Origin of the sequence: Pseudomonas sp. W17 (assembly GCF_040268305.1) — a bacterium.
In the GTDB taxonomy this organism is placed as follows: Bacteria; Pseudomonadota; Gammaproteobacteria; order Pseudomonadales; family Pseudomonadaceae; genus Aquipseudomonas; species Aquipseudomonas protegens.
In genome coordinates this window covers 4,824,655-4,848,817 of sequence record NZ_CP158490.1, presented here as the reverse complement: position 1 = coordinate 4,848,817, position 24,163 = coordinate 4,824,655, and the positions used below count along the sequence as shown (strand labels likewise).

Sequence of the window (24,163 nt, the reverse complement as noted above, 5' to 3'; positions counted from 1 at the left end):
CGGCCCCTCGCCGGGGACACGGCAACCCGGCGCCACCCCGTTTCAGGGGGCGGCGACGGGGAACGCAGGGCCGGTCCTACTTGCTGATTTCGGCGATGTTGAACACCTGTTCCAGCATCGGGTGGAACACGTAGCCCTTCACCGAATCGCGCATCGGCAGGCTGTAGTTCTTCTGGTACAGGTAGGCGTAGACGTTGTCCTTGAGGACGATCTTCTGCGCCTTCTGGTACAGCTCGATGCGCTTGGCGGTGTCGTTGGTGGCCGCCGCCTCGCGGATCAGGCTGTCCACCTCGGGGTTGCTGTAGAACGAGCGGTTGCCCGGCAAGCCCTGCAGGCTGGAGTCGAACCAGAAGTTCATGAACATGTAGGGGTCGGCGAAGTCCGGGCTCCAGGAGCCGATGGCCACGTCGTAGTCGCCCTTGCCCACCCGTTCACGCATGGTGGCGTTGGCCAGCTTCTCCATCTTCAGGTTGATGCCCAGGGGCGCCAGGCCCGCTTGCAGGGTCAGGCCGATGGACTCCCAGTTGGCGTCCTTGTCCGAGTAGAGGTAGGTCAGGTTGCTGATTTTCTGCGGGACCTTGGCCAGGCTGGCCTTGGCGCCGTCGAGGTTCTGCTGCATCAGCGGCAGGCTCGGGTCGTGGGCCCACATGCCGTCGGGGATCGGCCCGTTCATCAGCTTGGCCTGGCCCTTGAGGATGCCGTCGACGATGCCCTTGTAGTCGATGGCCTGGACCAGTGCCTGGCGCGCTTCGACGTTGTCCAGGGGCGCACGCTTGTTGTTCAGGTACAGGTAGTTGACCCGCAGCGAGGGGAAGGTCTGGATCACGATGCCTGGCTTGCCGGCCAGGGTGCCGAGCTGGTCTTCGGGCATGTCCTCGATGATGTCCAGGTCGCCGCGTTCCAGTTGCAGGCGGCGCACCGAGGCCTCGCTGATGATCTTGATCACCACCTTGTTCAGGCTCGGCTTGGGGCCGGCGTAATAGCTGTTGGGTTCCAGCGTCAGCGCCTGGCCCTTCTGCCAGTTGCTCAGGCGGAAGGCCCCGGAGCCGGCGGTGTGGGTCGAGAGGTAGGCGTTGACGTCCTCGCCCTTGTTGGCCACGTCCGGGTTGATGATGCCGCCGCCGTTGTGGGCCAGGGTGTAGAGGAAGGGCGCGTAGGGTTTCTTCAGGGTGAAGCGCACGGTCAGCGGGTCGACCACGGCCACGCTCATGTCATCCGGGAAGGCGCCGGACGGGCCTTGCTTGAGCTGCATCAGGCGGTCGAAGGAGAACTTCACCGCGGCGGCGTCCACCGGCTTGCCGTCGTCGAACTTGTTGCCCGGCTTGAGCTTGAAATCCCAGGTCAGGTTGTCGGCGGAGGTGCTCCAGCTCTCGGCCAGGTCGCCCTGGACTTCGGTGCTGCCCTTGCCGTTCTCGACCTTGTAGGTCACCAGCTTCTGGTAGGCCGGGTAGGTCACGGCCCAGTCGTTGTTGTCGATGGTCACGGCGGGGTCGAGGGTCTGCGGGTCGGCGGCCTTGCCGATCATCAGGGTGTCCTTGGGCGCGGCGGCGCTGGCTGCCTGCCACGCGCCCAGGCTCAGGGCGGCGCACAGCAGGGACAGGGCGACACGGGTGGACAGACGCACATCAGGGTGATTGCGGTTAGGGGTCATGCCGGTTTCCTTGATCATTCGATGTTGGGAAGTTCGTCAGGTTTTTTATAAAAGCTATAACCGGGCAGTTGTTGCTGAAGCAGTGTTGCAGTAGGACCGGCTTGGGGCAGTTAGCTGCCTGTTGTTGTGGCCGGTGGGGAACGGGAAATCAGTGTTCGAAGGGCTGGTCGTGCTCCTGGATCAGGGGAAAGTCCTCGGCGTTGGGCAGCTCGTAGTGCCACCACTCGGTGGGGATCGCCTCGAAGCCGGCGCTGAGCATGATCCCCAGCAGCATCAGGCGGTTGCGCTGCACCTGGGGCGGCAGGTCGCTGTAGAACTGGTGCGACTTGGGCTCCATGGCGTCGAAGGCGGTGCCCATGTCCAGCGGCTCGCCGGTTTCATCCACCAGGGTCAGGTCCACGGCCACGCCCCGGGTGTGGTGCGAGCCCAGGCGCGGGTCGCGCACGTAGTCCGGGTTGGGCAGGGCCTGCCACAGCAGGTGCTGGGCGTAGGCCGGGCGGTAGGCGTCGTAGATGCGCAGGCCCAGGCCGGCCATGCGCGCCAGCTGGCTGGCCTTGTACAGGCAGGCGGCGGCGTCCTTGTGCAGCAGGCAGCGGGCGTTGCGATAGATCACCTGGCCGGCCAGGTTGTCGGCGCTGGCGTAGATCAGGTCGATCTGAAGCTGATGGCGCTGGGCGTCGATTTCGACAAGGGGGCTGTTGTTCACTCACTCACTCCATCTGGGTTAACGCTTGAAGGTCAGGACTCGAACTGGCCGAAGGCTTCCTGCAACTGTCGGTTCTTGGCCAGGCGCTGGTCCAGGCGCTCGCCATAGCCCTCGGCCACGGCGGACACCATCAGGTTGAACAGGCAGGTCAGGGGCGCGAGGGAATCCCAGAACTGGCCGACATCGGTTTTCAGTTGCAGCAGGTCCAGCGGGTAGTCCCGGGCCCAGGGGCACTGCAGGTCGGTGACCAGGGCCAGGGGCAGGGCGTTGGCATTGGCCACTTCGCAGAAGGTCTGGGTGATGCTGGAGTAGGCGCGAAAGTCGGAGATGATCGCGTAGGGCTTGGCAAAGCCGGAGTTCAGGGTCTCGGCGTAGATGCCTGAAAGCCCGTCCACGTAGTAGACCTTGGGCCGGATGTATTCCAGGTGGCTGTGGAAGGCGTTGAGGATGCCCCGGGTCGACTGGATGCCGATGATGAACACCGCGTCGGCCTCGACGATCTGTTGCACGATGGCGGCGAAGTGCTGGCTGCGGGCCAGGCCATAGACATGCTGGATGGCCTCGATCTCACGATGCATCGAGCGCTCCAGGGCATCGTCCTGATGGGCCTCGCTGCGAAACGCGCCAAGCCGGTCGGTGATCAGCCAGGAGGCCGGGGCATCGCCGCGCAGGCCTTGCTTGACGTCATCCAGGTTGCGGTAGCCCAACGAACGCAGGAAGCGCCCCACGGAAATGCCGGTGGTGCCGGCTTGCTGGGCGATGCTGTCAGCGGTCTCGAAGGGCAGTTGCTGGAGGTTGGCCAACAGATAGGTAGCGATGCGCTTGCCGGTGGGCGTCAGGCTTGCAAACTGCTGTTCCAGGGTGACTTGGAAACTGTTCTTGTCCATGACCATCTCGCCGGGCGTTCGCTGGAAATGTTATTTGTGTTTCATTTTTGTATCTCGTGTTAGAAACATAACATCGGCTTTCGCGACAAGACAAGGCTTTTGTCCGGGGTGGTCGTTTTCGGCAGAAAGTGACGTTGCCGGCTATCTCAGCCCGATGGAGGGGAAGCGCTCAGCCAGTGTCCGAGGTCGGAGATGGCGGCTTCCACGCTGCTGCTGCGGCCGCTCCAGCTGCAGGCCAGCATCAGGTTGCGCGGCAGGTTGAAGTCCTCCACCGCAAAGCCCTGGGCGTCGCGCCCGGCGGCGTCGTGGGGCACCTGCCGGCGCAGGGTGGCGGGGCCTTCGAAGTAGGCCCACACCGGTTTGCCCAGGGCGACCGCTGCGCCCACTTCGAAGGCGGTGCCGGAATCCGGCTCCAGGCCGCGAAAGTCATTCAGGTTGGCCAGCAATGCATCGCAGTCGCGGATCATCTGCAGGTTCTGCCGGTAGATCCACTGCGCGGTGGCTTCTGGCGTGAGGCGAGGTGGCGCCTGGTTATCCAGGGGAAACAGGCCGTGCAGGCCCTGGGCGCTACACAGTTGCTTGAGGTATTCGCCATGGGCCGGGGCGTCGGCGCGAAACACATCGAAGCCGGCGAGGTAGATACGGGGGGGCATGGAGAGGGCTCCTGGGTTCAGTCCAGTGGCTTGCTCATGTACACCCGGTGCAGGCCGTGCTCCACGGCGCGGTGGGTTTCCACGTAGCCGTGGCGGCTGTACAGGGCGATGTTCTCGCTCATGGCTGCGTTGGTGTACAGGCGCACGCAACTGTGACCGGCGGCCGCGGCCTGTTGTTCGGCAAAGGCCAGCAGTTGCCGGCCATGGCCCCGGCCCTGGGCCTCGGGGTGGACCGCCAGGTTGTCCAGCAGCAGGGCTTGATGGGCGTCCAGCAGGACAACGAAACCGGCGATTGCCTGCTGCTCCTCCAGGACCCAGACCTGCCGGGCCAGCACCAGGCACGAATAGTCTTCGAGCATGGGCGCCGGTTCCCGGCCGATCCGCGCGATATAGGGCGCATAGGCGCGCTTGGCGATGCCTTCGATGGCGGCGAGGTCGGGCAGGGCAGCGGGGCGAATGGTCGGCGGCATGGGCGCGAGTGCTCGGGTAACGGCGGGGTGGGGCAATCATAGGCATAAAAAAACCACCCCGTGGGGTGGTTTCTTCGGCGGGCTTATTCGCCGCGGTAGATGCAGCCGCTGGTGCAGGTTTCGTGGATGCGGATCGCACTCAGCTCCGGCAGCAGGGGCTTGAGCTCATTCCAGATCCATTTGGCCAGGACTTCGCTGGTGGGGTTTTCCAGGCCGGGAATGTCGTTCAGGTAGTTGTGGTCCAGGCGCTCGTACAGCGGCTTGAAGATCGCCTTGATTTCCGAGAAGTCGCGGATCCAGCCGGTGTGTGCGTCGACCTCGCCACTGAGGTGGATCGCCACCTTGAACGAGTGGCCATGGAGGCGGCCGCACTTGTGGCCCTCGGGCACGAAAGGCAGGCGGTGGGCGGATTCGAAGGTAAATTCTTTGAAGATTTCCACAGTGTCGGTCAGCTCTGTCAGATGGCTATCGCCCGGGGGCGAGTTGAGGCAGGCGGCGAGTTTATCAGCTTGCCCCGGCGCTTGCGGAAAAACCCTGACTAAAGGGTCAGTGCGCAGCGGCGGGCCTTCTCTAGAGGCTCTGCAGGCGCTCGCCGAGGCGGTTCTGTGCGGCCAGTTCGAGGAACTCGTCCCCCAGGCGCCGGCTTTCGTCCATGGCGCTGCGCCAGTATTTCTGCCGGCTGGCATCGTCGCCCATAAAGCGCTTGAAGTCGTTGCGGTCCGGCAACTTGCCGTAGGGCAGGCGCGCCAGGTATTCCTTCGACGGCGCCAGCAGCAAGACGTCCCGCAGGCGCTCCGGGCTGGCCCGGCGCCAGGGCAGGGTCTTGTCGAACCAGCCGGGGATCACCCGATCGGTGAAGTGTGGGTAGAGCACGATGTCGCTGCCGCTGTAGGGCAGGTCCAGGTGGTAGTCCAGCAGGCCGCCGTCGCGGAAGGTGCCGGCCCCGGCGCCGGGCAGTTCGCGCACGCCCTGCATGACCATGGGGATCGAGCCCGAGGCCAGCAGCGCCTGGCGCAGGTTGCCGCGGTCCAGGGGCACGAAGCGCGAAGGGAAGTCTTCCAGGGCGTGCAAGGGCGGGGCCTGGCGCGGGTCGTGCAGCACCAGGCGCTCGAAGTGCCGGGCCAGGCGCGCGCGGCCCCGCAGATTGTCGGCGATCACCGAGGACAGCCCCAGGCCGAGGCGCCCGCGATGGTCGTCGGCGAGCAGGCCGTGGCTTTTGACCACCATGATGTTCAGCCGGTAGTGAGGGTTGTCGAGGATCGAGGCATCGCGGCCCTCCAGCAGGTCCTCGAGCATGCGCCGGGAGCTCTGGCTGATCTGCGCCATGGTCACGCCCTTGGCAAAGCTCTGGGCGTTGTACAACTGGCCGAGGCGGCGGATGCCTTCGGCGGCGTCCGGCAGGCAGGCGCTGGCGAAGCGCCAGGAACCCACCGAGGCGCCGATCAGCGAGCGTTCCCGGGGCGCTGATGGCAGCCATTCACCGAACAGCGCCAGGTCCAGGCCCTGGATGCCCAGGGCCTTGGGGCCGCCAGCGGCGCCGGGCAAGGTGCCGACTTCACGGGGGTGCAGGCCTTGCTGGCGGATGCGGGCCAGGGCGCGGGGGCCGGCCTTGAGGGTCAGGGCGGGAAACTTGATATGGATGGCGGTCATACCGGGCTCACTCTTGAATCAGCTGCCGAGTATAGAGACACCTGGGGCTGCGGGCCGAGTGAAACCTGTGTCAGGCCCATGCTGGCCATTCAGTTTCAATTAAGTTGCCTTGGGTATGGTCTGCGGCATCGGCCTTTGGCCACCGACTTTGGAGAACTGCCATGAAGACCCTTGCCGCGCTGTTCGGCGCCAGCCTTGTCGCCCTGACCGCCAGCCTGGCCCACGCCCGCGACCTGGGGCCGGACGAAGCCCTGAGACTGCGCGACGCTGGTACCATTGTGTCCTTTGAAAAACTCAATGCCACGGCCCTGTCCCGGCATCCTGGGGCGAGCATCAGTGAAACCGAGCTGGAAGAAGAGTACGGCAAGTACATCTACCAGGTTGAACTGCGCGACCCGCAGGGGTTGGAATGGGACCTGGAACTGGACGCCGTGAGCGGCCAGGTACTCAAGGATCATCAGGACACCTAATGAACCGCACTCTGCGCACCGCTGGCAGCCGTGCAGCCCTGGCGCTGCTGCTGTTCTGCTCCCTGGCCATGGCCCGCGACCTGGACCAGGACGAGGCCCTGCGCCTGCGCCAGCAAGGGGTGATCCTGCCCCTGGAGCAACTGCTCAAGCAGGCCATGGACCGTTACCCCGGGGCCAAGCTGCTGGAGGCCGAGCTGGAAGAAAAGCACGATGTGTACATCTATGAAGTCGAGCTGTTGACCGTGGACGGGGTGGTTCGCGAGCTGGACCTGGAAGCCGCCACCGGGCGCTTGTTGAAAGATGAGGAAGACGACTGATGCGCCTGCTTGTGGTGGAAGACCACGTATCCCTGGCCGATGAACTGCTTGAAGGCCTGAACCGCCAGGGCTACGCCGTGGACTGGCTGGCCGACGGCCGCGACGCGCTGTACCAGGGCGCCAGCGAACCCTATGACCTGATCATCCTCGACCTCGGCCTGCCCGGGGTGCCGGGCCTGGAGGTGCTGCGAAAGTGGCGCGCCGATGGCCTGGCAACGCCGGTGCTGGTCCTCACCGCCCGCGGCTCCTGGGCCGAGCGCATCGAGGGGCTCAAGGCCGGCGCCGACGATTACCTGAGCAAACCGTTCCATCCCGAAGAGCTGCACCTGCGGGTCCAGGCCCTGCTGCGCCGCTCCCATGGCCAGGCCAACCAGCAGACCCTGCAGGCCGCCGGGCTGCACCTGGACGAGGGCCGGCAATGTGTGGTCCGCGACGGCCAGGATGTCTTGCTGACCGCCGCCGAGTTCCGCCTGTTGCGCTATTTCATGCTGCACCCGCAGCAGATCCTGTCCAAAAGCCACCTGGCCGAACACCTCTACGACGGTGAAACCGAGCGCGACTCCAACGTCCTCGAAGTTCACGTCAACCACCTGCGGCGCAAGCTGGGCCGCAGTGTGATCGAAACCCGCCGCGGCCAGGGTTATCTGTTCGGCGGAACCACTTCGTGAGATCGATCCAGCGCCGCCTGAGCCTGGGCCTGATCACGGTGATGGTGGTGGTCGGGCTGGTGCTGGCGCAGACCAGCCTCTGGCTGTTCGAGGTGGGCCTGCAACGCTACCTGGAAGCCGGCCTGCGCAACGACAGCGAGAGCCTGCTGCTGGCCCTGGTGCGCGGCCCTCAGGGGCTGCAGCTGGATGAACGACGTCTGTCGCCGGCCTACCAGCGGCCGTTTTCCGGGCACTATTTCCGTATCGATTTTGCCGATGTGCACTGGCGCTCGCGCTCGCTGTGGGACCAGGAACTGCCGCAACTGGAGCGCGCCGGCCTGCAGGGCAACCTGCAACTGGGGCCGGAGGGCCAGCAACTGCTGGTGCTGCGCAGCGACTACAAGCGTCTCGGGCAGTCGATCGCCATCAGCGTGGCCCAGGACTACACCCCGGTGCGTGAAAGCTTCCAGCGCATGCGCCAGGTCGGCCTCGGGCTGGGGCTGGCCGGGCTGCTGCTGATCCTGCTGCTGCAACGCCTGACCGTGCGCCGCGCCTTGCGCCCGCTGGAAACCGCCCGCGAGCAGATCGCCCAGTTGCAACAGGGTCAGCGTTCGCAACTGGATGCCCAGGTGCCGGTGGAACTGGAGCCTTTGGTGGCGCAGATCAACCACCTGCTGGCCCATACCGAAGACAGCCTCAATCGCTCTCGCAATGCCCTGGGCAACCTGGGCCATGCCTTGAAGACCCCGCTGGCAGTGCTCCTGAGCCTGGCGTCGAGCCCCAGGCTCGACGGCCACCCCGAGGTGCGCAGGATGCTCCAGGAACAGTTGGAGCAGGTGCAGCAGCGCCTCAATCGCGAACTCAACCGCGCGCGGCTGGCGGGGGATGCGCTGCCCGGGGTGCTGTTCGAGTGCGATGCCGAACTGCCGGGGCTCCTGGCGACCTTGAACATGATCCATGGCCAGCACCTGGAACTGAGCTACCAGGCGCCACCGGGGCTGCGCCTGCCCTGGGACCGGGAAGACCTGCTGGAGCTCTTGGGCAACCTGCTGGACAACGCTTGCAAATGGGCGGATGCCCAGGTGCGCCTGAGCGTGCAAGAGCGGCCGCAGGGCTTCTGCCTGGCGGTGGACGACGACGGCCCGGGCATTCCCGAAGCGCGGCGCGATGAGGTATTCGGCCGGGGCACGCGCCTGGATGAACAGACCCACGGCCATGGGCTGGGCCTGGGCATCGTGCGCGACATTGTCGATGCCTGCGGTGGAACCCTGAACCTGGGGGAGAGCGAGTGGGGCGGTTTGCGGGTAGAGATCGAGCTGCCCAGGCGCTGAACTTGCCGGGCGCCAGGTTCGGCGCCCGTGGCGGCTGTCGATCAAGCGTTCGAACCCTGGCGCTCTCTGAAGCGTTGCGTCCCTGCGACGCAATGCCGCCCCGACCGTTCGCAGCCTGCGGCAGCGGCTACAGATCAGACGCGGAACTGGTCCATCAGGCTCTGTTGCTGGTTGGCCAGGCTGTTGAGCGACTGGCTGACCCGCGCCGATTCATTGGCCTGCTCCGACAGCGATTCGGTGACATCGCGAATGGTCGCCACGTTGCTGTTGATCTCTTCGGCCACCGCGCTCTGCTGTTCGGCGGCGCTGGCAATCTGCAGGTTCATGTCGCTGATCACGGTTACCGCATCGCCGATCTGGCGCAGGGCGGTGACCGCCTGGCCCACTTGTTCGACGCTGCCCTGGGCCTGGCGATGGCTGTTGTTCATCGAACCCACCACCTCCCGCGTGCCGTTCTGCAGTTGCTCGATCACCTGGCGGGTTTCTTCCACCGACTCCTGGGTGCGCTGGGCCAGGTTGCGCACCTCATCGGCCACCACCGCGAAGCCGCGGCCGGCTTCCCCGGCGCGAGCGGCTTCGATGGCCGCGTTCAAGGCCAGCAGGTTGGTCTGCTCGGCGATGGCGCGGATCACTTCCAGCACCGAACCGATCTGCTCGCTGTTGGCGGCCAGGCCTTCGACCTGGGTCATGGCGGTGCTCATGTCGGCGGCCAGCAAGTCGATGCTGCGGGTGGTGTGGTCGATCACGTTCAGGCCCTGGCGGGTGGCCTGGTCGGCATCCCGCGCGGCCTGGGCGGCCTGGGCCGCGCTGCGGGCCACGTCCTGGGCGGTGGCGCTCATTTCATGGGAAGCGGTGGCCACCTGATCCACCTGGCGATACTGCTGCTCCATGCCGGCGCTGGTCTGGGTGGCGATGGCCGAAGACTGGTCGGCGGTGCCGCGAGCGTCCTGCACCGAGCGTTTTACCTCGGCGATGATCGGCTGCAGCTTGTCCAGGAAGCGGTTGAACCAGCCGGCCAGTTGGCCCAGTTCGTCCTGCTTGTCGTAGGCCAGGCGTCGGGTCAGGTCGCCTTCGCCGCTGGCGATGTCTTCGAGCATGTGGGCCACGCCGAGGATCGGCCGGGTCACGCTGCGGGCCATCAGCCACACCAGCAGCAGGCCCACCACCGCGGCCAGCAGGCCCAGGCCGAGCTCGATCAGGGTGCCGCTGTTGTTGCGCGCATCCAGCTCGCTTTTCAGGGCTTCGGCCGGGCCTACCAGGACTTTTTCCGGCACATCCAGCAGTACGCCCCAGGCCTTGCCACCGGGGATCGGGGTGAAGGGCGCCAGCACCTTGAGTTCACGGTTGCTGTGCAGGCTCTGGGTCTGGGTGCTGTTGGCCAGCAGGCGGATCAGCTCGGCGCCGTTGGTGGTGTCAACGCTGTCCAGGCGCTGGCTGAGCTTGCTGGCGTCCGGGCTGTAGCCGGCCAGCAGGCCCACCGGGCTCAGGATGCTGACGTTGGTCTGTCCGGCATAGAGGCGCTTGCTGGCGCTCTGGCTGATGGCCTGGAGGCTGTTGAGGTTGATGTCCACCGACAGCGAAGCGATGACTTTGCCGTCCACCATCAGCGGGAAGACGATGCTGGTCATCAGCACCTTCTGGCCGTCGATGTCATAGAAGTAGGGTTCGATCACGCAGGGCTTGAGGGTGCTGCGCGGGCAGGTGAACCAGGCGTTGGCCGGCTGGCCGCTGGGGCCGGTGCGGGTGTCGCTCATGTCGCTTTCGGGCAGTGACATGGAAGTCAGCTTGCCCGGGGTGGGTTGTGACCAGTACAGGGCGAAGCGGCCCTTTTCGTTGCTGCCCAGTTCGCTCTGGCCGCCGAACAACTCGTCCTTGCCGTCCAGGGCGTTGGCTTCGAACACCAGGGACAGGCCCAGCAGGTCGGGGTTGGCCTGCAGCGCCGACTTGACCTGGCGGGTCAGGTCCTCGCGCAGGTCGAAGGCGTCGAGGAAGCGTTTCTCGGCCTGTTCCCGCAGGAACAGCACCTGGCGCGAGAAGCCGTGGCCGTATTGATAGGCGTCCATGAATTGCTGGCGAATGCCCAGTGCCTGGACTTCACCCTGGGCCTCGATCCGCGCCTGGGCGGTTTCGTTGAGCATCTCCATGCTCGAGGCCTTCACCAGCTCGGAGCTGTGCTCCATGCGATACAGCGAAAGCCCCACCAACAGCGACACGATGCCCAACAGGCAGAGTCCGGCCAGCAAGGTGATTTTCCATTGGATGGAAAGTTGTCTGAGCGACATGGAGACGTCCTTTATTCGATAAATATCTGAGACTTTGCACTGTAGCGGCCGGCCAACGGTGTTCTTTAAACGCTTGTTCGAAATAAACCGCGAGGCGCTGGGGCTGCTGTGCAGCCCGGTGCGAGCAAGCTCCCTTGCCACGGGTACGGGGTTGGTCTTGGGGGCTTTACCAGCAAGCTCGCTCCTGCGGGCGGCGGGGTGCGGGGTTTTGACAAGCCGGGTCGGCTGCTGCAAAGTGCGCCCCCCTAATAAGAACCTCTTTCATTTCGATGTCGGCAGCCCGCTGCCTTCCGGTCGGTCACAGGCTTTTGCGCCATTTTTAGCGGCGCAGTAATGAGGTAACGATGATTAACGCAGTAATTGCCGCGGTTGGCGTAATGCTGGTGCTCAGCCTGTCCCGCGTGCATGTAGTGATCGCCCTGATCATTGGCGCCCTGGTGGGCGGCCTGGCCGGCGGCCTGGGCATCGAGGCCACGCTCAAGGCCTTCAATAGCGGCCTGGGGGGCGGTGCCACCGTGGCCATGTCCTACGCCTTGCTCGGTGCTTTCGCCGTGGCGATTGCCAAATCCGGGCTGGCCCACGCGTTGGCGGACAAGATCCTGCTGCTGGTGGACCGGCAGGACGCCAACGGCGGCGGCCAGGTCAAGTGGCTGCTGATCGGCCTGCTGTGGGTGGTGGCGATTGCCTCGCAGAACATCCTGCCGATCCACATTGCCTTCATTCCGCTGCTGGTGCCGCCGCTGCTTTATGTGCTGACCAAGCTGCAGTTGGATCGCCGGCTGATCGCCTGTGTGATCACCTTCGGCCTGATCACCCCCTACATGTTCCTGCCGGTGGGTTTCGGCAACATCTTCCTCAACGAAATCCTCCTGGCCAACGTGGCCCGCAGCGGCGTCGATATCAGCCAGGTCAACGTCACCCACGCCATGGGCATTCCCGCCCTGGGCATGCTTTGCGGCTTGCTGCTGGCGTTCTTCAGCTACCGCAAGAAGCGCGTCTATGACCTGGACCGCATCGAGAAGGTCGAGCAGGTGGCGGTGCATTACAACCCGCGGACCCTGCTGGTGGCCGCGGCGGCCATAGTTGCGGCGTTCGTGATCCAGCTGCTGCTGGACTCGATGATTATCGGTGCCTTGTGCGGTTTTCTGATTTTCTCGGTGTCGGGCATCGTGCGCTGGCGCGAGACCGACGAGCTGTTCACCGAAGGCATGAAGATGATGGCCATGATCGGCTTCATCATGATCGCCGCCTCGGGGTTCGCCGAAGTGATGAAGGCCACCGGCGAGGTCAATTCCCTGGTCCAGGCCTCGGCGGCCTGGATCGGCCACAGCAAGGGCGTGGGCGCCTTGCTGATGCTGCTGGTGGGCCTGCTGGTGACCATGGGCATCGGCTCGTCGTTCTCCACGGTGCCGATCCTCGCGGCGATCTTCGTGCCTTTGTGTGTGCAACTGGGCTTCAGCCCGCTGGCCATCGTCTGCATCGTGGGCACCGCCGGGGCGCTGGGGGATGCGGGCTCGCCGGCCTCGGACTCGACCCTGGGGCCGACCTCGGGCCTGAACATCGATGGCCAGCACCACCATATCTGGGACACCGTGGTCCCGACCTTCCTGCACTACAACCTGCCGTTGCTGGCCTTCGGCTGGGTGGCGGCCATGGTCCTCTGATGATCTCGCTCTCGTAGAAGCCTGGGGTGTCGTAGGAGCTGGCTTGCCAGCGAAGGCATCGTCAAGGTCGGTGCAAGGCTCGAGGGCCCCTTCGCCGGCAGCCGGCTCCTAAGGGTTCAGGCTCAACTTTTTTTTGGGCGTGCCGTTAACGGCATATCACGCCAATAAAAAACCAAGAGGGAGCCCCCTATGCGCTTGAGCCTGAAGGCCAAAGTCCTGTCCCTGGCAGTACTCCCGGTACTACTGTTCGCCCTGGTGATCAGCCTGAGCACCGTGCTCATGCTGCGCCAGCAGGCGCAGAAGGAAGTCGAGGAAACCCGCAACCGGCTGCTGACTGAAGCCAAGGCCACCCTGCAGAGTTATGTGGAAGTCGCGCTGACTACCGTCAAGCCGCTCTACGATGCGGCGGCACAGGGCGATCAGGCCGCCCGGGCCGAAGTGGTCAAGCTGCTGTCCAACATCAGCTATGGCAAGGACGGCTACTTCTTCGGCTACGACTCCGAGACTGTGCGCCTGTTCAAGGGCAACAGCCCGGACGGCGTGGGCAAGAGCTTCAAGGACAACCGCGACCCCAATGGTGTGTACGTCAACCGCGAGCTGGTGCGGGTCGGCAAGGACGGCAGCCACTACGTGCAATACAGCTCGACCCAGCCGGGCAGCGACGTGCTGGTGCCCAAGCTGGGCTACACCGAGTACCTGCCCAAGTGGGACATGGTGCTGGGCACCTCGGTCAACCTCGATGGCATCGACGCCCAGGTCGCCGCAGTGCAGAGCAGCGTCAACCAGCGCATGGAAGGCATGGTCCTGAGCATCCTCGGGATCGCCGCGGTGGTGCTGGTGGTGATCGCCGCCCTGGGCATGCTGGTGGCCAACACCATGCTGCGCCCGCTGAACCTGATGAAAGCCAACCTCGACGATATCGCCGCCGGCGAGGGCGACCTGACCCGGCGCCTGGCCATTACCAGCCAGGACGAACTGGGGCAGTTGGCCGGCTCGTTCAACCGCTTTGTCGACAAGATCCATGGCCTGGTGCGGCAGATCACCGAGATGACCGGCCAGCTCACCGAGCTGGTGACCCAGGTCTCGGATCAGGCCCAGCGTTCGGAACAGGCCATGGAGCGCCAGCGCCACGAGACCGATCAGGTGGCCACGGCGATCAACGAAATGTCTTCCGCGGCCCATGAGGTGGCCCGCAGTGCCCAGGGCGCAGCCGTTGCCGCCCAGCAGACCGATGAAGAGGGCCAGGCGGCCAAGCGCGTGGTGGATGGCAGCATCCAGCAGATCCATGCGCTGGTCAGCGATATCCGCAACAGCGGCACTTCCCTGGACAGCCTGCAGCAGGACGTGACGTCGATTGTCAGCGTGCTGGACGTGATCCGCTCGATCGCCGAGCAGACCAACCTGCTGGCCCTGAACGCCGCCATCGAAGCCGCTCGGGCCGGGGAGGCCGGGCGCGGTTTTGCGGTGGTGGCCGACGAAGTACGGGCCCTGGCCAGCCGCACCCAGCAGAGCACTCAGGAAATCCAGGGCATGATCGACCGCCTGCAGCAGGGCACCCGGGTGGCGGTGGACGCCATGCGCCGTTCCAGCGATGCCGGCGACGGCACCTCGGTGAAGGCCAACGAAGCCGGGGCGTCGCTGGACACCATGGCCCAGTTGATCGGCACCATCAATTCGATGAACGCGCAGATTGCCAGTGCGGCGGAAGAACAGACTGCGGTGGCTGAGGAGATCAATCGCAGCGTGCACCAGATTGCCGTGGCGGTGGACAGTGTGGCCGATGAAACCCAGCGCGGCGCCCAGACTTCCCGCAGCCTGGCGGACCTGGGCCAGCGCCTGGGGCGGCTGGTGGGACAATTCCGTATCTGAGGGGCGCCGGGGCTGGTGTAGCCGCTGCCAAGCCTGCGAGGCTGCGAAAAGGCCCGAAGGGCCTTGCGTGGCGGTCTTTTGGCAGCCCATCAGAAGGTCCCACCGCCCCCGTCAGCAGCTACATCAGGGTGTTAACTGCACGGCTCAGGCGCTGATATCGCGCATCAGCAGGCCAAAGCGCAGGTCCACCTGATCAGGGATCGGCAGGTACACCGTATGGCCGTCACCTGGCGCCACTTCGATGGCTTCGCCCTTGGCGTTCTGCAACTGGTGCAGGTCGAAGTGGAAGTTGCCCCGAGGGGTCATCAGTTCCATGTGATCGCCCAGGGCGAAACGGTTTTTCACCTTCACTTCGGCCAGGCGGTCGCGGCGTTCGCCGGTCAGTTCACCGACGAACTGCTGGCGCTCCGACACCGAGCTGCCGTTCTGGTAGTTCTGATACTCGTCATGCACATGCCGGCGCAGGAAACCCTCGGTGTAGCCGCGCTGGGCCAGGGACTCCAGATCGCTCATCAACTGGCGGTCGAACTCGCGGCCAGCGACGGCATCGTCGATGGCCCGGCGATAGACCTGGGTGGTGCGTGCGCAATAGAAGTGCGACTTGGTGCGCCCCTCGATCTTCAGCGAGTGCACGCCCATGCGAGTCAGGCGCTCCACGTGCTGCACCGCCCGCAGGTCCTTGGCGTTCATGATGTAGGTGCCGTGCTCGTCTTCGAAGGCCGGCATCAGCTCGCCCGGGCGATTGGCTTCCTGCAGCAGGAACACCTGGTCGGTGGGGGCGCCCAGGCCCAGGGTCGGCTCCGGCTGGTAGCTCTGCACGATGTCGCCCACGGCATTCTCGGTGGCCGTCTGGGCGCTGTATTTCCAGCGGCAGGCATTGGTGCAAGTGCCCTGGTTGGCATCGCGCTTGTTCATGTAGCCCGACAGCAGGCAACGCCCGGAGTAGGCCATGCACAGCGCCCCGTGGACGAAGACTTCCAGCTCCATGCCCGGCACCTGCTGGCGGATTTCCTCGATCTCCTCCAGGGACAGTTCCCGGGACAGGATGATCCGGGTCAGGCCCTGCTGCAGCCAGAACTCGACGCTGGCCCAGTTCACCGTGTTGGCCTGCACCGAGAGGTGGATCGGCATCTGCGGGAAGTGCCGGCGTACCAGCATGATCAGCCCCGGGTCGGACATGATCAGCGCATCCGGGGCCATCTCGATCACCGGCGCCAGGTCCTTGAGGAAGGTCTTGAGCTTGGCATTGTGTGGGGCGATGTTGACCACCACGTAGAAGCGCTTGCCCTGGGCCTGGGCCTCGCGGATGCCGAGGGCCAGGTTGGCATGGTCGAATTCGTTGTTGCGTACCCGCAGGCTGTAGCGCGGCTGGCCGGCGTACACCGCGTCGGCGCCATAGGCGAAGGCGTAGCGCATGTTCTTCAGGGTGCCGGCGGGGGCCAGGAGTTCGGGTTTGGCGAGGAGCGTCATGGGGCTGTCGGTCGCAAAAGGTCGCGAGGGTAAGCCAGTGCGCTAGGGTATTCATTGATCTGGATCTATGCCGACAGCAGAAAAAACGGCACTCGGCGCCGCGGCCGGGGACTAAGCCTCAGGACGCTGATTTTCCGCGTGACAGACCTGGACCTGTAGATGAACCAAACCAACCTGCAAAACAAAAGCCTGCTGCTGTTGCTGGCACTGGTGACCCTGGCCTTTATCTGGATTCTGCTGCCGTTCTACGGTGCGCTGTTCTGGGCAGTGATCCTGGGCATTGTCTTCGCCCCCTTGCAGCGTCGGCTGCAGGCCCGCTTCGGCTGGCAGCGCAACTTGACGTCCCTGTGCACCCTGTTGATCTGCCTGGTGATCGCGATTCTGCCGGTGATCATCACCAGCGTGCTGCTGGTGCAGGAGGGGGCCGAGCTGTACAAGAAAATCGAAAGCGGCCAGCTGGATATCGCCGCCTACCTGGCTCAGTTCAAGCACAGCCTGCCGCCGTACTTCCAGCACCTGCTGGACCGCTTCGGCCTGGGCGAACTCAAGGGGCTGCAGGAGAAGGTGGTCAAGAGCGCGATGCAGGGCAGCCAGTACCTGGCGACCCAGGCTTTCAGCTTCGGCCAGGGCACCTTCGAGTTCGTGGTGAGCTTCTTCATCATGCTCTACCTGCTGTTCTTCTTTCTGCGCGACGGCCCGGAGCTGGTGCGCAAGATCCGCACCGCCGTGCCCCTGGCGGAATACCAGAAGCGCCGCCTGCAATTGAAGTTCAACCGAGTGGTGCGGGCCACGGTCAAGGGCAATGTGCTGGTGGCGGTGACCCAGGGCGCCCTGGGGGGCTTGATCTTCTGGTTCCTCGACATTCCCAGCGCCTTGCTCTGGGCGGTGCTGATGGCGTTCCTGTCACTGTTGCCGGCCGTGGGGGCGGGGATTGTCTGGGGGCCGGTGGCGGCCTACTTCCTGATCAGCGGAGCGATCTGGCAAGGGGTGGTGCTGGGGCTGTTCGGGGTGTTCGTGATCGGCCTGGTGGACAACCTGCTGCGGCCGATCCTGGTGGGCAAGGACACCAAGATGCCGGACTACCTGATCCTGATCTCGACCCTGGGAGGGCTGGCGATCTTCGGCCTCAACGGCTTTGTCATCGGGCCCCTGATTGCCGCGCTGTTCATGTCCAGCTGGGCCCTGTTCGTCGAGACCCGGCCCCGGGTGCAGTTGCCCTAGGGCTGGACGATGCGCAGCGCCAGTTGCCGGGACAGGGTCTGGGCGGCGGGCAGGGAGGTCAGCGGGCCGCTGACCATCTCGCCGTCGCGCACCAGGTACCAGCAAGCCAGCAACCCCAGTTCCCTGAGCGATGCGGGGACCGCGCTGCCAATGACGGACATGATCTGAATCTTGGGCATGACAACCTCCTCGATCTGAGGGGGTTACCTTACAAAGCCCGAAGTGCTACGAAAAATCACCCAATCTGATAGTGGACATTGATGCCGGTGCTACCGCAGCCGGCAGTTCAGTCCACCACCTGGTCGAGCATGTGCAGCACTTCCTGCTCGTTGAGCAGGCCCTTGCGCACCAGGTTCTGGGCCAGCAGCGAGAGGAACTTGGCGCTGCGGTGGCCTTCCAGGTGCTTGAGTTCGGTCAGGGCGTCGTACACCCGGCTGGAGGTGCAGAGGCCGGCGACGCGGTGCGGGTTTTGCGTGGGCATGGATTCGTCCTTGTTGTTATGGGCCTGTGGCGAGCGGACTGTGTCGATCTTGTCGTCCTTGAATGACACAAACATGACAGTCGCATGTCGCTCACCGCAGCCGTGGGATCAGTACACTATTGCCGGATTTAAACGCAAATACTGTTCCAGTCACGACATGCTTGAGAATTATTCAGACATTCGGATAGTGGCAAAATGCAACAAGCCCCGCTTTGGGGGCGGGGCCTGTTGTTTGATTCTGCCAGTGCTTACCAGCGGCCGGGACCCGGGCCGTAATAGTAATGCGGGTGGCCGTAGTAACCGCGAGGTGGCCCGTAGTACACCGGTGCCGGGCGGTAGTAGACCGGTTGCTGCACATAGACCGGTGCCGGCTGGTAGTAGACCGGTGGTGGCGGTGCGGCATAGACCGGCTGCGGTTGGACATACACCGGCGCTTGCTGCACATAGACCGGGCGATCCTGGTTGGCGATCACCGAACCCACTACGGCAGCGCCGACAACAGCACCCAAGGCGGCGGGCCCGACCCAGCCACCACCACCGTGGGCTGAAGCCTGGCCTGCGACAGCGAGTGCACCAATGAGCAAGGCTATCTTGGGGATTTTGGAGATCATGGTCATTCCTCGGTTCAACCCCAGCGTTTATGGTCTGCACCAGACTCAAGAACTGACGCGGGGATACTTCTAAGACAGCGGTTCCTGCGAAATCTGCACAGCCGCTGAGTAAATATTGTGTAAGGTCTGTACCGGTCTCTTTACCGTCATCCCTGGGCGGTGGCGAAGGCCGGTGAACACGCGCCGATATGATCAGGCCAAGCGGCGCGCCAGACCAATCCCGTCCATCTGAAAGTGCCGAGCGAGGAAACTGATATGCAAATGAACCCCAACAAAGACACTCAGTTGTGCATGTCCTTGTCCGGGCGCCCGGGGAATTTCGGCCTGCGTTTTCACAACCACCTGTATGAGCAGTTGGGTCTCAATTTCTACTACAAGGCCTTCAGCAGCCAGGACCTGCCCGGCGCCGTCGCCGGGATCCGGGCGCTGGGCATCCGCGGTTGCGGGGTGTCCATGCCGTTCAAGGAAGACTGCATCGCCCTGGTGGATGAGCTGGATGCCTCGGCCCGGGCCATTGCCTCGATCAATACCATCGTCAACACCAACGGCCATCTCAAGGCCTACAACACCGACTACATCGCCGTGGCGCAATTGCTGGCGGGCCACGGGGTGCCTCGAGAGTCGAGCTTTGCCCTGCGCGGCAGCGGCGGCATGGCCAAGGCCGTGGCCAGTGCCTTGCGTGATGGTGGTTATGCCAACGGGGTGATCGTGGCCCGCAACGAAGTGGCCGGGCGCGCCCTGGCCAGCTCCCTGGGTTATGAGTGGCAGGCCGAGTTGGGCAGCCTGCGGCCGCAGATGCTGATCAACGTCACCCCGATCGGCATGAGCGGCGGGCCAGAGGCGCAGCAGCTGGCGTTCGACGCCGAGGCGATAAAGGCGGCGCAGACGGTGTTCGATGTAGTGGCGGTGCCGCCGGAGACGCCGTTGATCCTGCGGGCCCGGGCCGAGGGCAAGCAGACCATCACCGGGCTGGAAGTGATTGCCATCCAGGCGCTGGAGCAGTTCGTGCTTTATACCGGGGTGCGCCCGAGCGAAGAGCAGTTCCAGAAGGCCGTGGCCTTCGCCCGCCCCTGAGCCCGAAACCCTGTCGCCGCTGCCGCAGGCCGCGACAAGGCCCGCAGGGCCAGCAGGGCCCTGAAGCCCCCTTCGAGGTCGATCGCAGCCTGCGGCAGCGGCTCCGGGGCTCAGCCTTCGAGTTGGGCCAGGCGCTCTTCCAGGGCAGCGATCCGCGCTTCCAGTTCTTCGATGCGTTCCACTGAAACCGCGCCGCCGGCGCTGCGCTCAACCGGGTTGCTGCGGGCGGCGAGGATTGCCTCGATGTCCGCCGGGTCACCCAGGGCGTGGGTATAACGGTCTTCGCGCTGGCCGGCCTGCCGCGGAATGTGCAGGGCCAGGCCCCGGGCAATCAGGCGTTCGAGCTGGTGCAGGACCTGTTCGCTGTCTTCGAAATCATGCATGCGCCCGCTACGGGTCAGCAGTTCGTTGACCGTCTGCGGGCCACGCAGGAACATCAGGCCGCACAGGATCAGTTGCGCCGGCACCAGTTCCAGGGCCTTGTCCAGGCGCTGTTCCCAGCGGTCGGCGCGGCTGCCCATCACCAGGCGGGTGAAGCCCTGGGCTTCGAGGGCACGCAGGCTTTGCCCGACCTGGCCCTGGGTCAGGTTCATCACCGGTTCGCGGCTGGTTTTCTGATTGCAGGCAATCACCAGGGCGTTGAGGGTCAGGGGATAGGTTTCCGGGCTGGTGGCCTGCTTTTCGATCAACGAACCCAGGATGCGGATATCGGTACTGCTCAAGCGCAGTGCTTCACCGGGTGTGTCGTGCTCGCTGCTCATAAGTGCTGGTCCCTTGGTCACTGATGGATGGATCGTGAAAAAAACGCCACCGGGCGCTGGAACAGCGTCCGAGGTTTCTGCGTGGCCGGGTCGGCCACTTTCGAGGGGCTCTGTTTTACCTCCAGAACCCGGATCTTGCCATCAGAACTTGGCGCGGCCCGCGCCGGCACCGGTTGACCGGGGCGCCCCCGCCACCATGTTTTGGGCGAGGGCGGCCGGTTCAGCTGGGTTGCGGATCTGTTGCAGGCTGTGTCGTACGGGGTGAGTCGGCTGCCTGCGGGGTTTGGCCCGCGGTCTCCAGGCACTGGCGGGCAAACCGGGCGAGGCCCAGCAGGGCGTTTCTCGCCGAGCGCAGGTAGAACGCCTGCAACTGGAACACGTGCCAGCGGCCCTGGTGGATTTCCAACTGGCAAGCCACCCCGGACTGCCTGGCGCGCTCGGCCAGGCGCGTGGAGTCGGACAGCAGCAGTTCCTGGTCGCCTACCTGGATCAGCATCGGTGGCAGGCCGCGCAGGTCTGCTTCCAGGGGGCGGTGGCTCAGTGCTTGAACGGGCGCTGCGTAGGCCTTGAGGGCTTGCTCCAGCCAGTCGCGGCGGATCATCGGGTCGGCCTCCTGGCGCGATTGCATGCTGGCGCTGCCCAGGTCCGGATCGGTGACCGGCGACAGCAGCATCAGCCCGGCGGCAATCCCGTTACCACGCTCCTTCAGGGCCAGGGCCAGGGCCAGCACCAGGGCGCCGCCGGCGGAATCGCCGGCAATCAGCAGCTTGTCCGCCGGGCAAAGCTGGGCGCGGATCGCGTCATAGCAGGCCAGGCAATCCTCCAGCGCGGCGGGGTAGGGGTGTTCCGGGGCCAGCCGGTAGTCCGGCACCCACACCGCGCAGCCGCTGTCCCTGGCCAGGCGGCTGGTGACGCTGTAGTGAGAGCGCGGGCTGCCCAGGCAGAAGGCGCCACCGTGCAGGTAGAGAATCACCCCCTTGGGCGCCCTGGTTCCGGGTTCGACAATCTGCAACGAGAGCCCGTCCAGCTGCATGCTCCGGCGGTTCACGCCCAGGCAGCCGGGCATCAGCCATGACAACAGGTCGACGATCTTGCGCTGGCTGGCCAGGGCTCGGGGCGGGCCGATCAAGGCCCTGAAACTGACCCGCAGGAAAACCCGCAGGAAGGCTGCGTTGGCCCGCTCCAACCAGTCCCGGGGGGCGGCTATGCGTTGCCCTTCGCAGGCTGGGGATTGGGTGTCCAGCGGGCTGGACAGGCGATAGGCCGCCAGCCCGGCATAGCGCGCCAGCCAGCGGTAGGACCAGGTAAAGCCTGGCCAGTTGGTGCTGTTGTGCCCCCGTTCGTCGACATACCAGCTCTTGCAGCCGCTCCACACCGAAGTGGCCAGGCGGCGCTGGATGCCCAGTTGAAAGCGCTGGTGGCGCTGCTCGTCCACTTCCACATGGCTGGCGCCGCTGTCCAGCAGGGCCTGGCGGGCCTGCATGACGTGGGAAATCTGGCTTTCCAGCATATGGATGATGGAATTGTGGCCCAGGTTGGTGTTGGGCCCGTAGAGCATGAAGAAGTTGGGAAACCCCGGCACGCTGATGCCCAGGTAGGCCGCCGCGCCACCTTGCCAGGCCTGGTTCAGGTCGAGCCCGTCGCGTCCGGTGATGCGCATGGGCGAGAGGAACTCGGTGGCGGCGAAACCGGTGCCATAGATGATCGCGTCCACGGCGTGTTCCTCGCCGTCCAGGGTTTCGATGCCGTGCTCGGTGATCTTCCGGATGCCTCGGGTCAGCAGGTGTACATGGGGCTGGTCGAAGGTCTTGAGGTAGTCGTTGGACAGCAGGATGCGCTTGCAGCCGATGGGGTAGTCCGGGGTCATCTGGCGGCGCAGTTCGGGGCTGGCGACCGAGGTGTGCAGCAGCTTCTTGAACGGGCCACCGACCACCCACTTGGTCAGGCCCTGCAGGCGCGTGAAGCCCAGCGCCCGGGATTCGAAGTGCAGGTAGTGGGCCGCACGCACCAGCTTCATCTTCCAGGGTTGACGCAGCAAGCGCTGCTTTTCCTCGGCACTGTAGGGGCGGTCGGCCTTGGGCATGATGTAGGCCGGTGAGCGTTGGAAGACCTTGAGTTCGGCCACCTGCCTGGCAACCTCCGGGACGAACTGGATGGCCGAGGCTCCGGTGCCGATCACGGCCACCCGCTTGCCCGCCAGGGGATAGTCATGATCCCAGTGGGCGGAGTGGAAGATCCGGCCGCGGAAGCTGGCCATGCCCGGCAGGTCGGGCAGGGCCGGGCGGCTCAACTGGCCGGTGGCGCTGATCAGCAGGCGGGCGGCATGGCGCTGGCCATCGGCGCAGGTGACATGCCAGCAGGCATTGGCGGTATCGAATTCGGCATGGCGCACCTCGGCGCCGAAGCGGATATGGGGTTTGAGCTCATAGACGTCGGCACAATGTTGCAGGTAACCATGGATTTCTGCCTGGGGCGCGAACACCCGGGACCAGTGCGGGTTGGGTTCGAAGGAAAACGAATACAGGTGCGAGGGCACGTCGCAGGCAGCGCCGGGGTAGCTGTTGTCGCGCCAGACGCCGCCCACGTCCTGGCCTTTTTCAAGAATGAGGAAGCGGTGCACGCCCGCCTTGTGCAGGGCAATGGCCATGCCCAGGCCGCCAAAGCCGCTGCCGATGATGATGGCCTCCAGCGGTGTGGCCGAGTCGGGGGTGGGGTGTGTAGCAGGTGCGAATTCGGGCATGACGACCTCGTTGTTATTGTTGTGCGGCGCAGGGTTGATGCTCCCGGGGCCACTTCCTTGTTTCTGCAGCGCAGCCCCGATCAGTGAAGCATGCGGGGAATAAACCGTGGACCCCATGCTGTAACGGGACAAGTGCTTTAGTATTTGGGCCAACACCTTTCTTCACGAGCCGCGCCCATGAGCACTCAATCGTTCACCCGGGGACCGTCCAGTGCCTTGCTGCTGCTCGGTTTCGGCTGCGAAAAGGGCTTGGCGCCAGCACGGTTGCTGGCCGGTTGCGGGTTGTCCCGGGAGCAGTTGCAGAACCCCAACAGCCTGCTGTCGGCAGCCCAGGAGTTGCGCCTGGCCAGTAACCTGCTGGCGCTGCTCGGCCAGCCCCGGGGCCTGGGGTATGCAGTGGGTGCGCGTTATCACTTTTCCACCTATGGCCTGTTCGGCTACGGCCTGATCAGCAGCGCCACCCCGGCGGATGCCCTGGCCCTGGCCTTGCGCTTCCTGCCGCTGACCTATGCCTTTGCCGAGATCGGCTACCGGCTGGAGCCGGGGCTCGGGGTGCTGACCTTTGCCGAGCCTCGGGTGGCGGACCCCTTGTTGGCGCAGTTCCTGTTACAGCGGGACATGGCGGCCGCCGCGACGCTGATGCAGGAAATAGTCGGTGCGGATTTTCGCCTGCTGCGTTTCGGTCGCAGTGTCAGCCCTGAGCTGGAAGGGGACGAGCCGGCGCAGATTCTCGGGGTGCCCGCCGACTATCGGGCCGACGCCAATACCCTGGCCTTCGACCGGCGTTTCCTGCAACGGCCCTTGCCCCAGGCCAACCCGCTGACGGTGGCCATGTGCGAGCAGATGTGCGCGCAGTTGCTGGAGCGGCGACAGGCCCATCAGGGGGTGGCCGCGCTGGTCCGCCAGCACCTGGATGCCCTGCCGGCGGCAAGCGTACCGGACTTGCCGGCCATGGCCCGGCTGCTGTGCACCAGCGTGCGGACCTTGAAGCGACGCTTGCAGGAGGAGGGCACCTGCTATCGGCAGGTACTGGCCGGGCATCGAGGCGCCCGGGCCCTGGAGTTGCTGGGCAATCCGCGGCTGAGCCTGTCCCAGGTTGCCGAAAGGCTTGGCTTCAGTGACCTGTCGAGTTTTTCCCAGAGCTTCAAGCGCTGGTTCGGCGTGGCCCCCAGCGTGTATCGCCAGGAGCGCTGCGGATAAAGGCCCCG

General features: G+C 65.0%; 23 protein-coding genes. 9 read left to right on the top strand and 14 right to left on the bottom strand.

Annotated elements, in window-relative coordinates; translation table 11 throughout:
- Positions 1-76: 76 nt before the first annotated feature.
- The 7 genes from ABCR88_RS22265 to ABCR88_RS22235 all read right to left on the bottom strand — a co-directional run bounded on the left by ABCR88_RS22265 (position 77) and on the right by ABCR88_RS22235 (position 6,017).
- A complete protein-coding gene (locus ABCR88_RS22265) occupies positions 77-1,651 on the bottom strand; it encodes an ABC transporter substrate-binding protein (RefSeq protein ID WP_019095855.1) in 1,575 nt (524 codons plus the stop codon).
- A gap of 148 nt (positions 1,652-1,799) precedes the next feature.
- Positions 1,800-2,357 (bottom strand): D-alanyl-D-alanine dipeptidase, encoded by a 558-nt coding sequence (gene ddpX / locus ABCR88_RS22260; protein ID WP_015636370.1) that lies wholly within the window; start codon positions 2,355-2,357, stop codon positions 1,800-1,802.
- Positions 2,358-2,389: 32 nt separating this feature from the next.
- Positions 2,390-3,250, bottom strand: a complete 861-nt coding sequence (locus ABCR88_RS22255) for a MurR/RpiR family transcriptional regulator (RefSeq protein WP_123430449.1) — start codon at positions 3,248-3,250, stop codon at positions 2,390-2,392.
- A gap of 140 nt (positions 3,251-3,390) precedes the next feature.
- Positions 3,391-3,897: a nucleoside 2-deoxyribosyltransferase gene (locus ABCR88_RS22250; RefSeq protein ID WP_041119173.1), complete on the bottom strand. Its 507-nt coding sequence runs from the start codon at positions 3,895-3,897 to the stop codon at positions 3,391-3,393.
- Between the two features lie 17 nt (positions 3,898-3,914).
- Positions 3,915-4,367 carry a GNAT family N-acetyltransferase gene (locus ABCR88_RS22245; RefSeq protein WP_170866348.1) on the bottom strand — a complete coding sequence of 151 codons (453 nt, stop codon included), beginning with the start codon at positions 4,365-4,367 and terminating at the stop codon, positions 3,915-3,917.
- 83 nt (positions 4,368-4,450) lie between these two features.
- Positions 4,451-4,807 (bottom strand): 6-carboxytetrahydropterin synthase QueD, encoded by a 357-nt coding sequence (gene queD, locus ABCR88_RS22240; RefSeq protein ID WP_011062303.1) that lies wholly within the window; start codon positions 4,805-4,807, stop codon positions 4,451-4,453.
- A gap of 130 nt (positions 4,808-4,937) precedes the next feature.
- Positions 4,938-6,017, bottom strand: coding sequence for a patatin-like phospholipase family protein (locus tag ABCR88_RS22235; RefSeq protein ID WP_041119169.1), 1,080 nt, complete (start codon positions 6,015-6,017; stop codon positions 4,938-4,940).
- A gap of 161 nt (positions 6,018-6,178) precedes the next feature.
- Between ABCR88_RS22235 and ABCR88_RS22230 the strand changes: the two genes are divergently transcribed.
- From ABCR88_RS22230 to ABCR88_RS22215, 4 genes are read left to right on the top strand one after another with little or no spacing between them, the layout of a single operon-like run.
- The gene (locus ABCR88_RS22230; protein ID WP_011062301.1) at positions 6,179-6,487 is read left to right on the top strand and encodes a PepSY domain-containing protein; all 309 of its coding nucleotides are present in this window, start codon (positions 6,179-6,181) and stop codon (positions 6,485-6,487) included.
- Positions 6,487-6,804: a PepSY domain-containing protein gene (locus ABCR88_RS22225; protein ID WP_011062300.1), complete on the top strand. Its 318-nt coding sequence runs from the start codon at positions 6,487-6,489 to the stop codon at positions 6,802-6,804. The genes ABCR88_RS22230 and ABCR88_RS22225 overlap by 1 nt, the downstream gene beginning before the upstream one ends.
- A complete protein-coding gene (locus ABCR88_RS22220; protein WP_041119167.1) occupies positions 6,804-7,472 on the top strand; it encodes a response regulator transcription factor in 669 nt (222 codons plus the stop codon). The genes ABCR88_RS22225 and ABCR88_RS22220 overlap by 1 nt, the downstream gene beginning before the upstream one ends.
- Positions 7,469-8,782, top strand: coding sequence for a sensor histidine kinase (locus ABCR88_RS22215; RefSeq protein ID WP_232643492.1), 1,314 nt, complete (start codon positions 7,469-7,471; stop codon positions 8,780-8,782). Before ABCR88_RS22220 ends, ABCR88_RS22215 begins: the two co-directional genes overlap by 4 nt.
- A 134-nt stretch (positions 8,783-8,916) precedes the next feature.
- Here the strand turns inward: ABCR88_RS22215 and ABCR88_RS22210 are convergent, their stop codons facing one another.
- Positions 8,917-11,064, bottom strand: a complete 2,148-nt coding sequence (locus ABCR88_RS22210) for a methyl-accepting chemotaxis protein (RefSeq protein ID WP_041119163.1) — start codon at positions 11,062-11,064, stop codon at positions 8,917-8,919.
- A gap of 347 nt (positions 11,065-11,411) precedes the next feature.
- Here ABCR88_RS22210 and ABCR88_RS22205 point away from each other — a divergent pair, with 347 nt between their 5' ends.
- The gene (locus ABCR88_RS22205; RefSeq protein WP_171820762.1) at positions 11,412-12,728 is read left to right on the top strand and encodes a Na+/H+ antiporter NhaC family protein; all 1,317 of its coding nucleotides are present in this window, start codon (positions 11,412-11,414) and stop codon (positions 12,726-12,728) included.
- A gap of 189 nt (positions 12,729-12,917) precedes the next feature.
- Positions 12,918-14,597, top strand: a complete 1,680-nt coding sequence (locus tag ABCR88_RS22200; protein WP_011062295.1) for a methyl-accepting chemotaxis protein — start codon at positions 12,918-12,920, stop codon at positions 14,595-14,597.
- Between the two features lie 144 nt (positions 14,598-14,741).
- Here the strand turns inward: ABCR88_RS22200 and yegQ are convergent, their stop codons facing one another.
- Positions 14,742-16,067, bottom strand: coding sequence for a tRNA 5-hydroxyuridine modification protein YegQ (gene yegQ, locus ABCR88_RS22195; RefSeq protein ID WP_350403561.1), 1,326 nt, complete (start codon positions 16,065-16,067; stop codon positions 14,742-14,744).
- A 159-nt stretch (positions 16,068-16,226) separates the two neighbouring features.
- On the opposite strand from yegQ, the gene ABCR88_RS22190 reads away from it, so the two are divergent.
- Entirely contained in the window at positions 16,227-17,288 is a 1,062-nt protein-coding gene (locus tag ABCR88_RS22190; protein WP_011062293.1) for an AI-2E family transporter, read from the top strand.
- Here ABCR88_RS22190 and ABCR88_RS22185 read toward each other — a convergent pair.
- From ABCR88_RS22185 to ABCR88_RS22175, 3 genes are all read right to left on the bottom strand, one after another.
- Positions 17,285-17,467 (bottom strand): hypothetical protein, encoded by a 183-nt coding sequence (locus ABCR88_RS22185; RefSeq protein WP_011062292.1) that lies wholly within the window; start codon positions 17,465-17,467, stop codon positions 17,285-17,287. The genes ABCR88_RS22190 and ABCR88_RS22185 overlap by 4 nt on opposite strands.
- 107 nt (positions 17,468-17,574) lie before the next feature.
- Positions 17,575-17,769 (bottom strand): hypothetical protein, encoded by a 195-nt coding sequence (locus ABCR88_RS22180; RefSeq protein ID WP_011062291.1) that lies wholly within the window; start codon positions 17,767-17,769, stop codon positions 17,575-17,577.
- 248 nt (positions 17,770-18,017) lie between these two features.
- Positions 18,018-18,386 carry a hypothetical protein gene (locus ABCR88_RS22175; RefSeq protein WP_015636359.1) on the bottom strand — a complete coding sequence of 123 codons (369 nt, stop codon included), beginning with the start codon at positions 18,384-18,386 and terminating at the stop codon, positions 18,018-18,020.
- 249 nt (positions 18,387-18,635) lie between these two features.
- Here ABCR88_RS22175 and ABCR88_RS22170 point away from each other — a divergent pair, with 249 nt between their 5' ends.
- Positions 18,636-19,454, top strand: a complete 819-nt coding sequence (locus ABCR88_RS22170; RefSeq protein WP_325985017.1) for a shikimate 5-dehydrogenase — start codon at positions 18,636-18,638, stop codon at positions 19,452-19,454.
- Between the two features lie 110 nt (positions 19,455-19,564).
- Here ABCR88_RS22170 and ABCR88_RS22165 read toward each other — a convergent pair whose 3' ends face one another.
- Positions 19,565-20,215, bottom strand: a complete 651-nt coding sequence (locus tag ABCR88_RS22165; protein ID WP_019092845.1) for a DUF480 domain-containing protein — start codon at positions 20,213-20,215, stop codon at positions 19,565-19,567.
- A 220-nt stretch (positions 20,216-20,435) separates the two neighbouring features.
- Positions 20,436-22,955: an alpha/beta hydrolase fold domain-containing protein gene (locus ABCR88_RS22160; protein WP_350403560.1), complete on the bottom strand. Its 2,520-nt coding sequence runs from the start codon at positions 22,953-22,955 to the stop codon at positions 20,436-20,438.
- A gap of 177 nt (positions 22,956-23,132) precedes the next feature.
- Between ABCR88_RS22160 and ABCR88_RS22155 the strand changes: the two genes are divergently transcribed.
- Positions 23,133-24,155: an AraC family transcriptional regulator gene (locus ABCR88_RS22155; protein WP_011062286.1), complete on the top strand. Its 1,023-nt coding sequence runs from the start codon at positions 23,133-23,135 to the stop codon at positions 24,153-24,155.
- Positions 24,156-24,163: the final 8 nt, after the last annotated feature.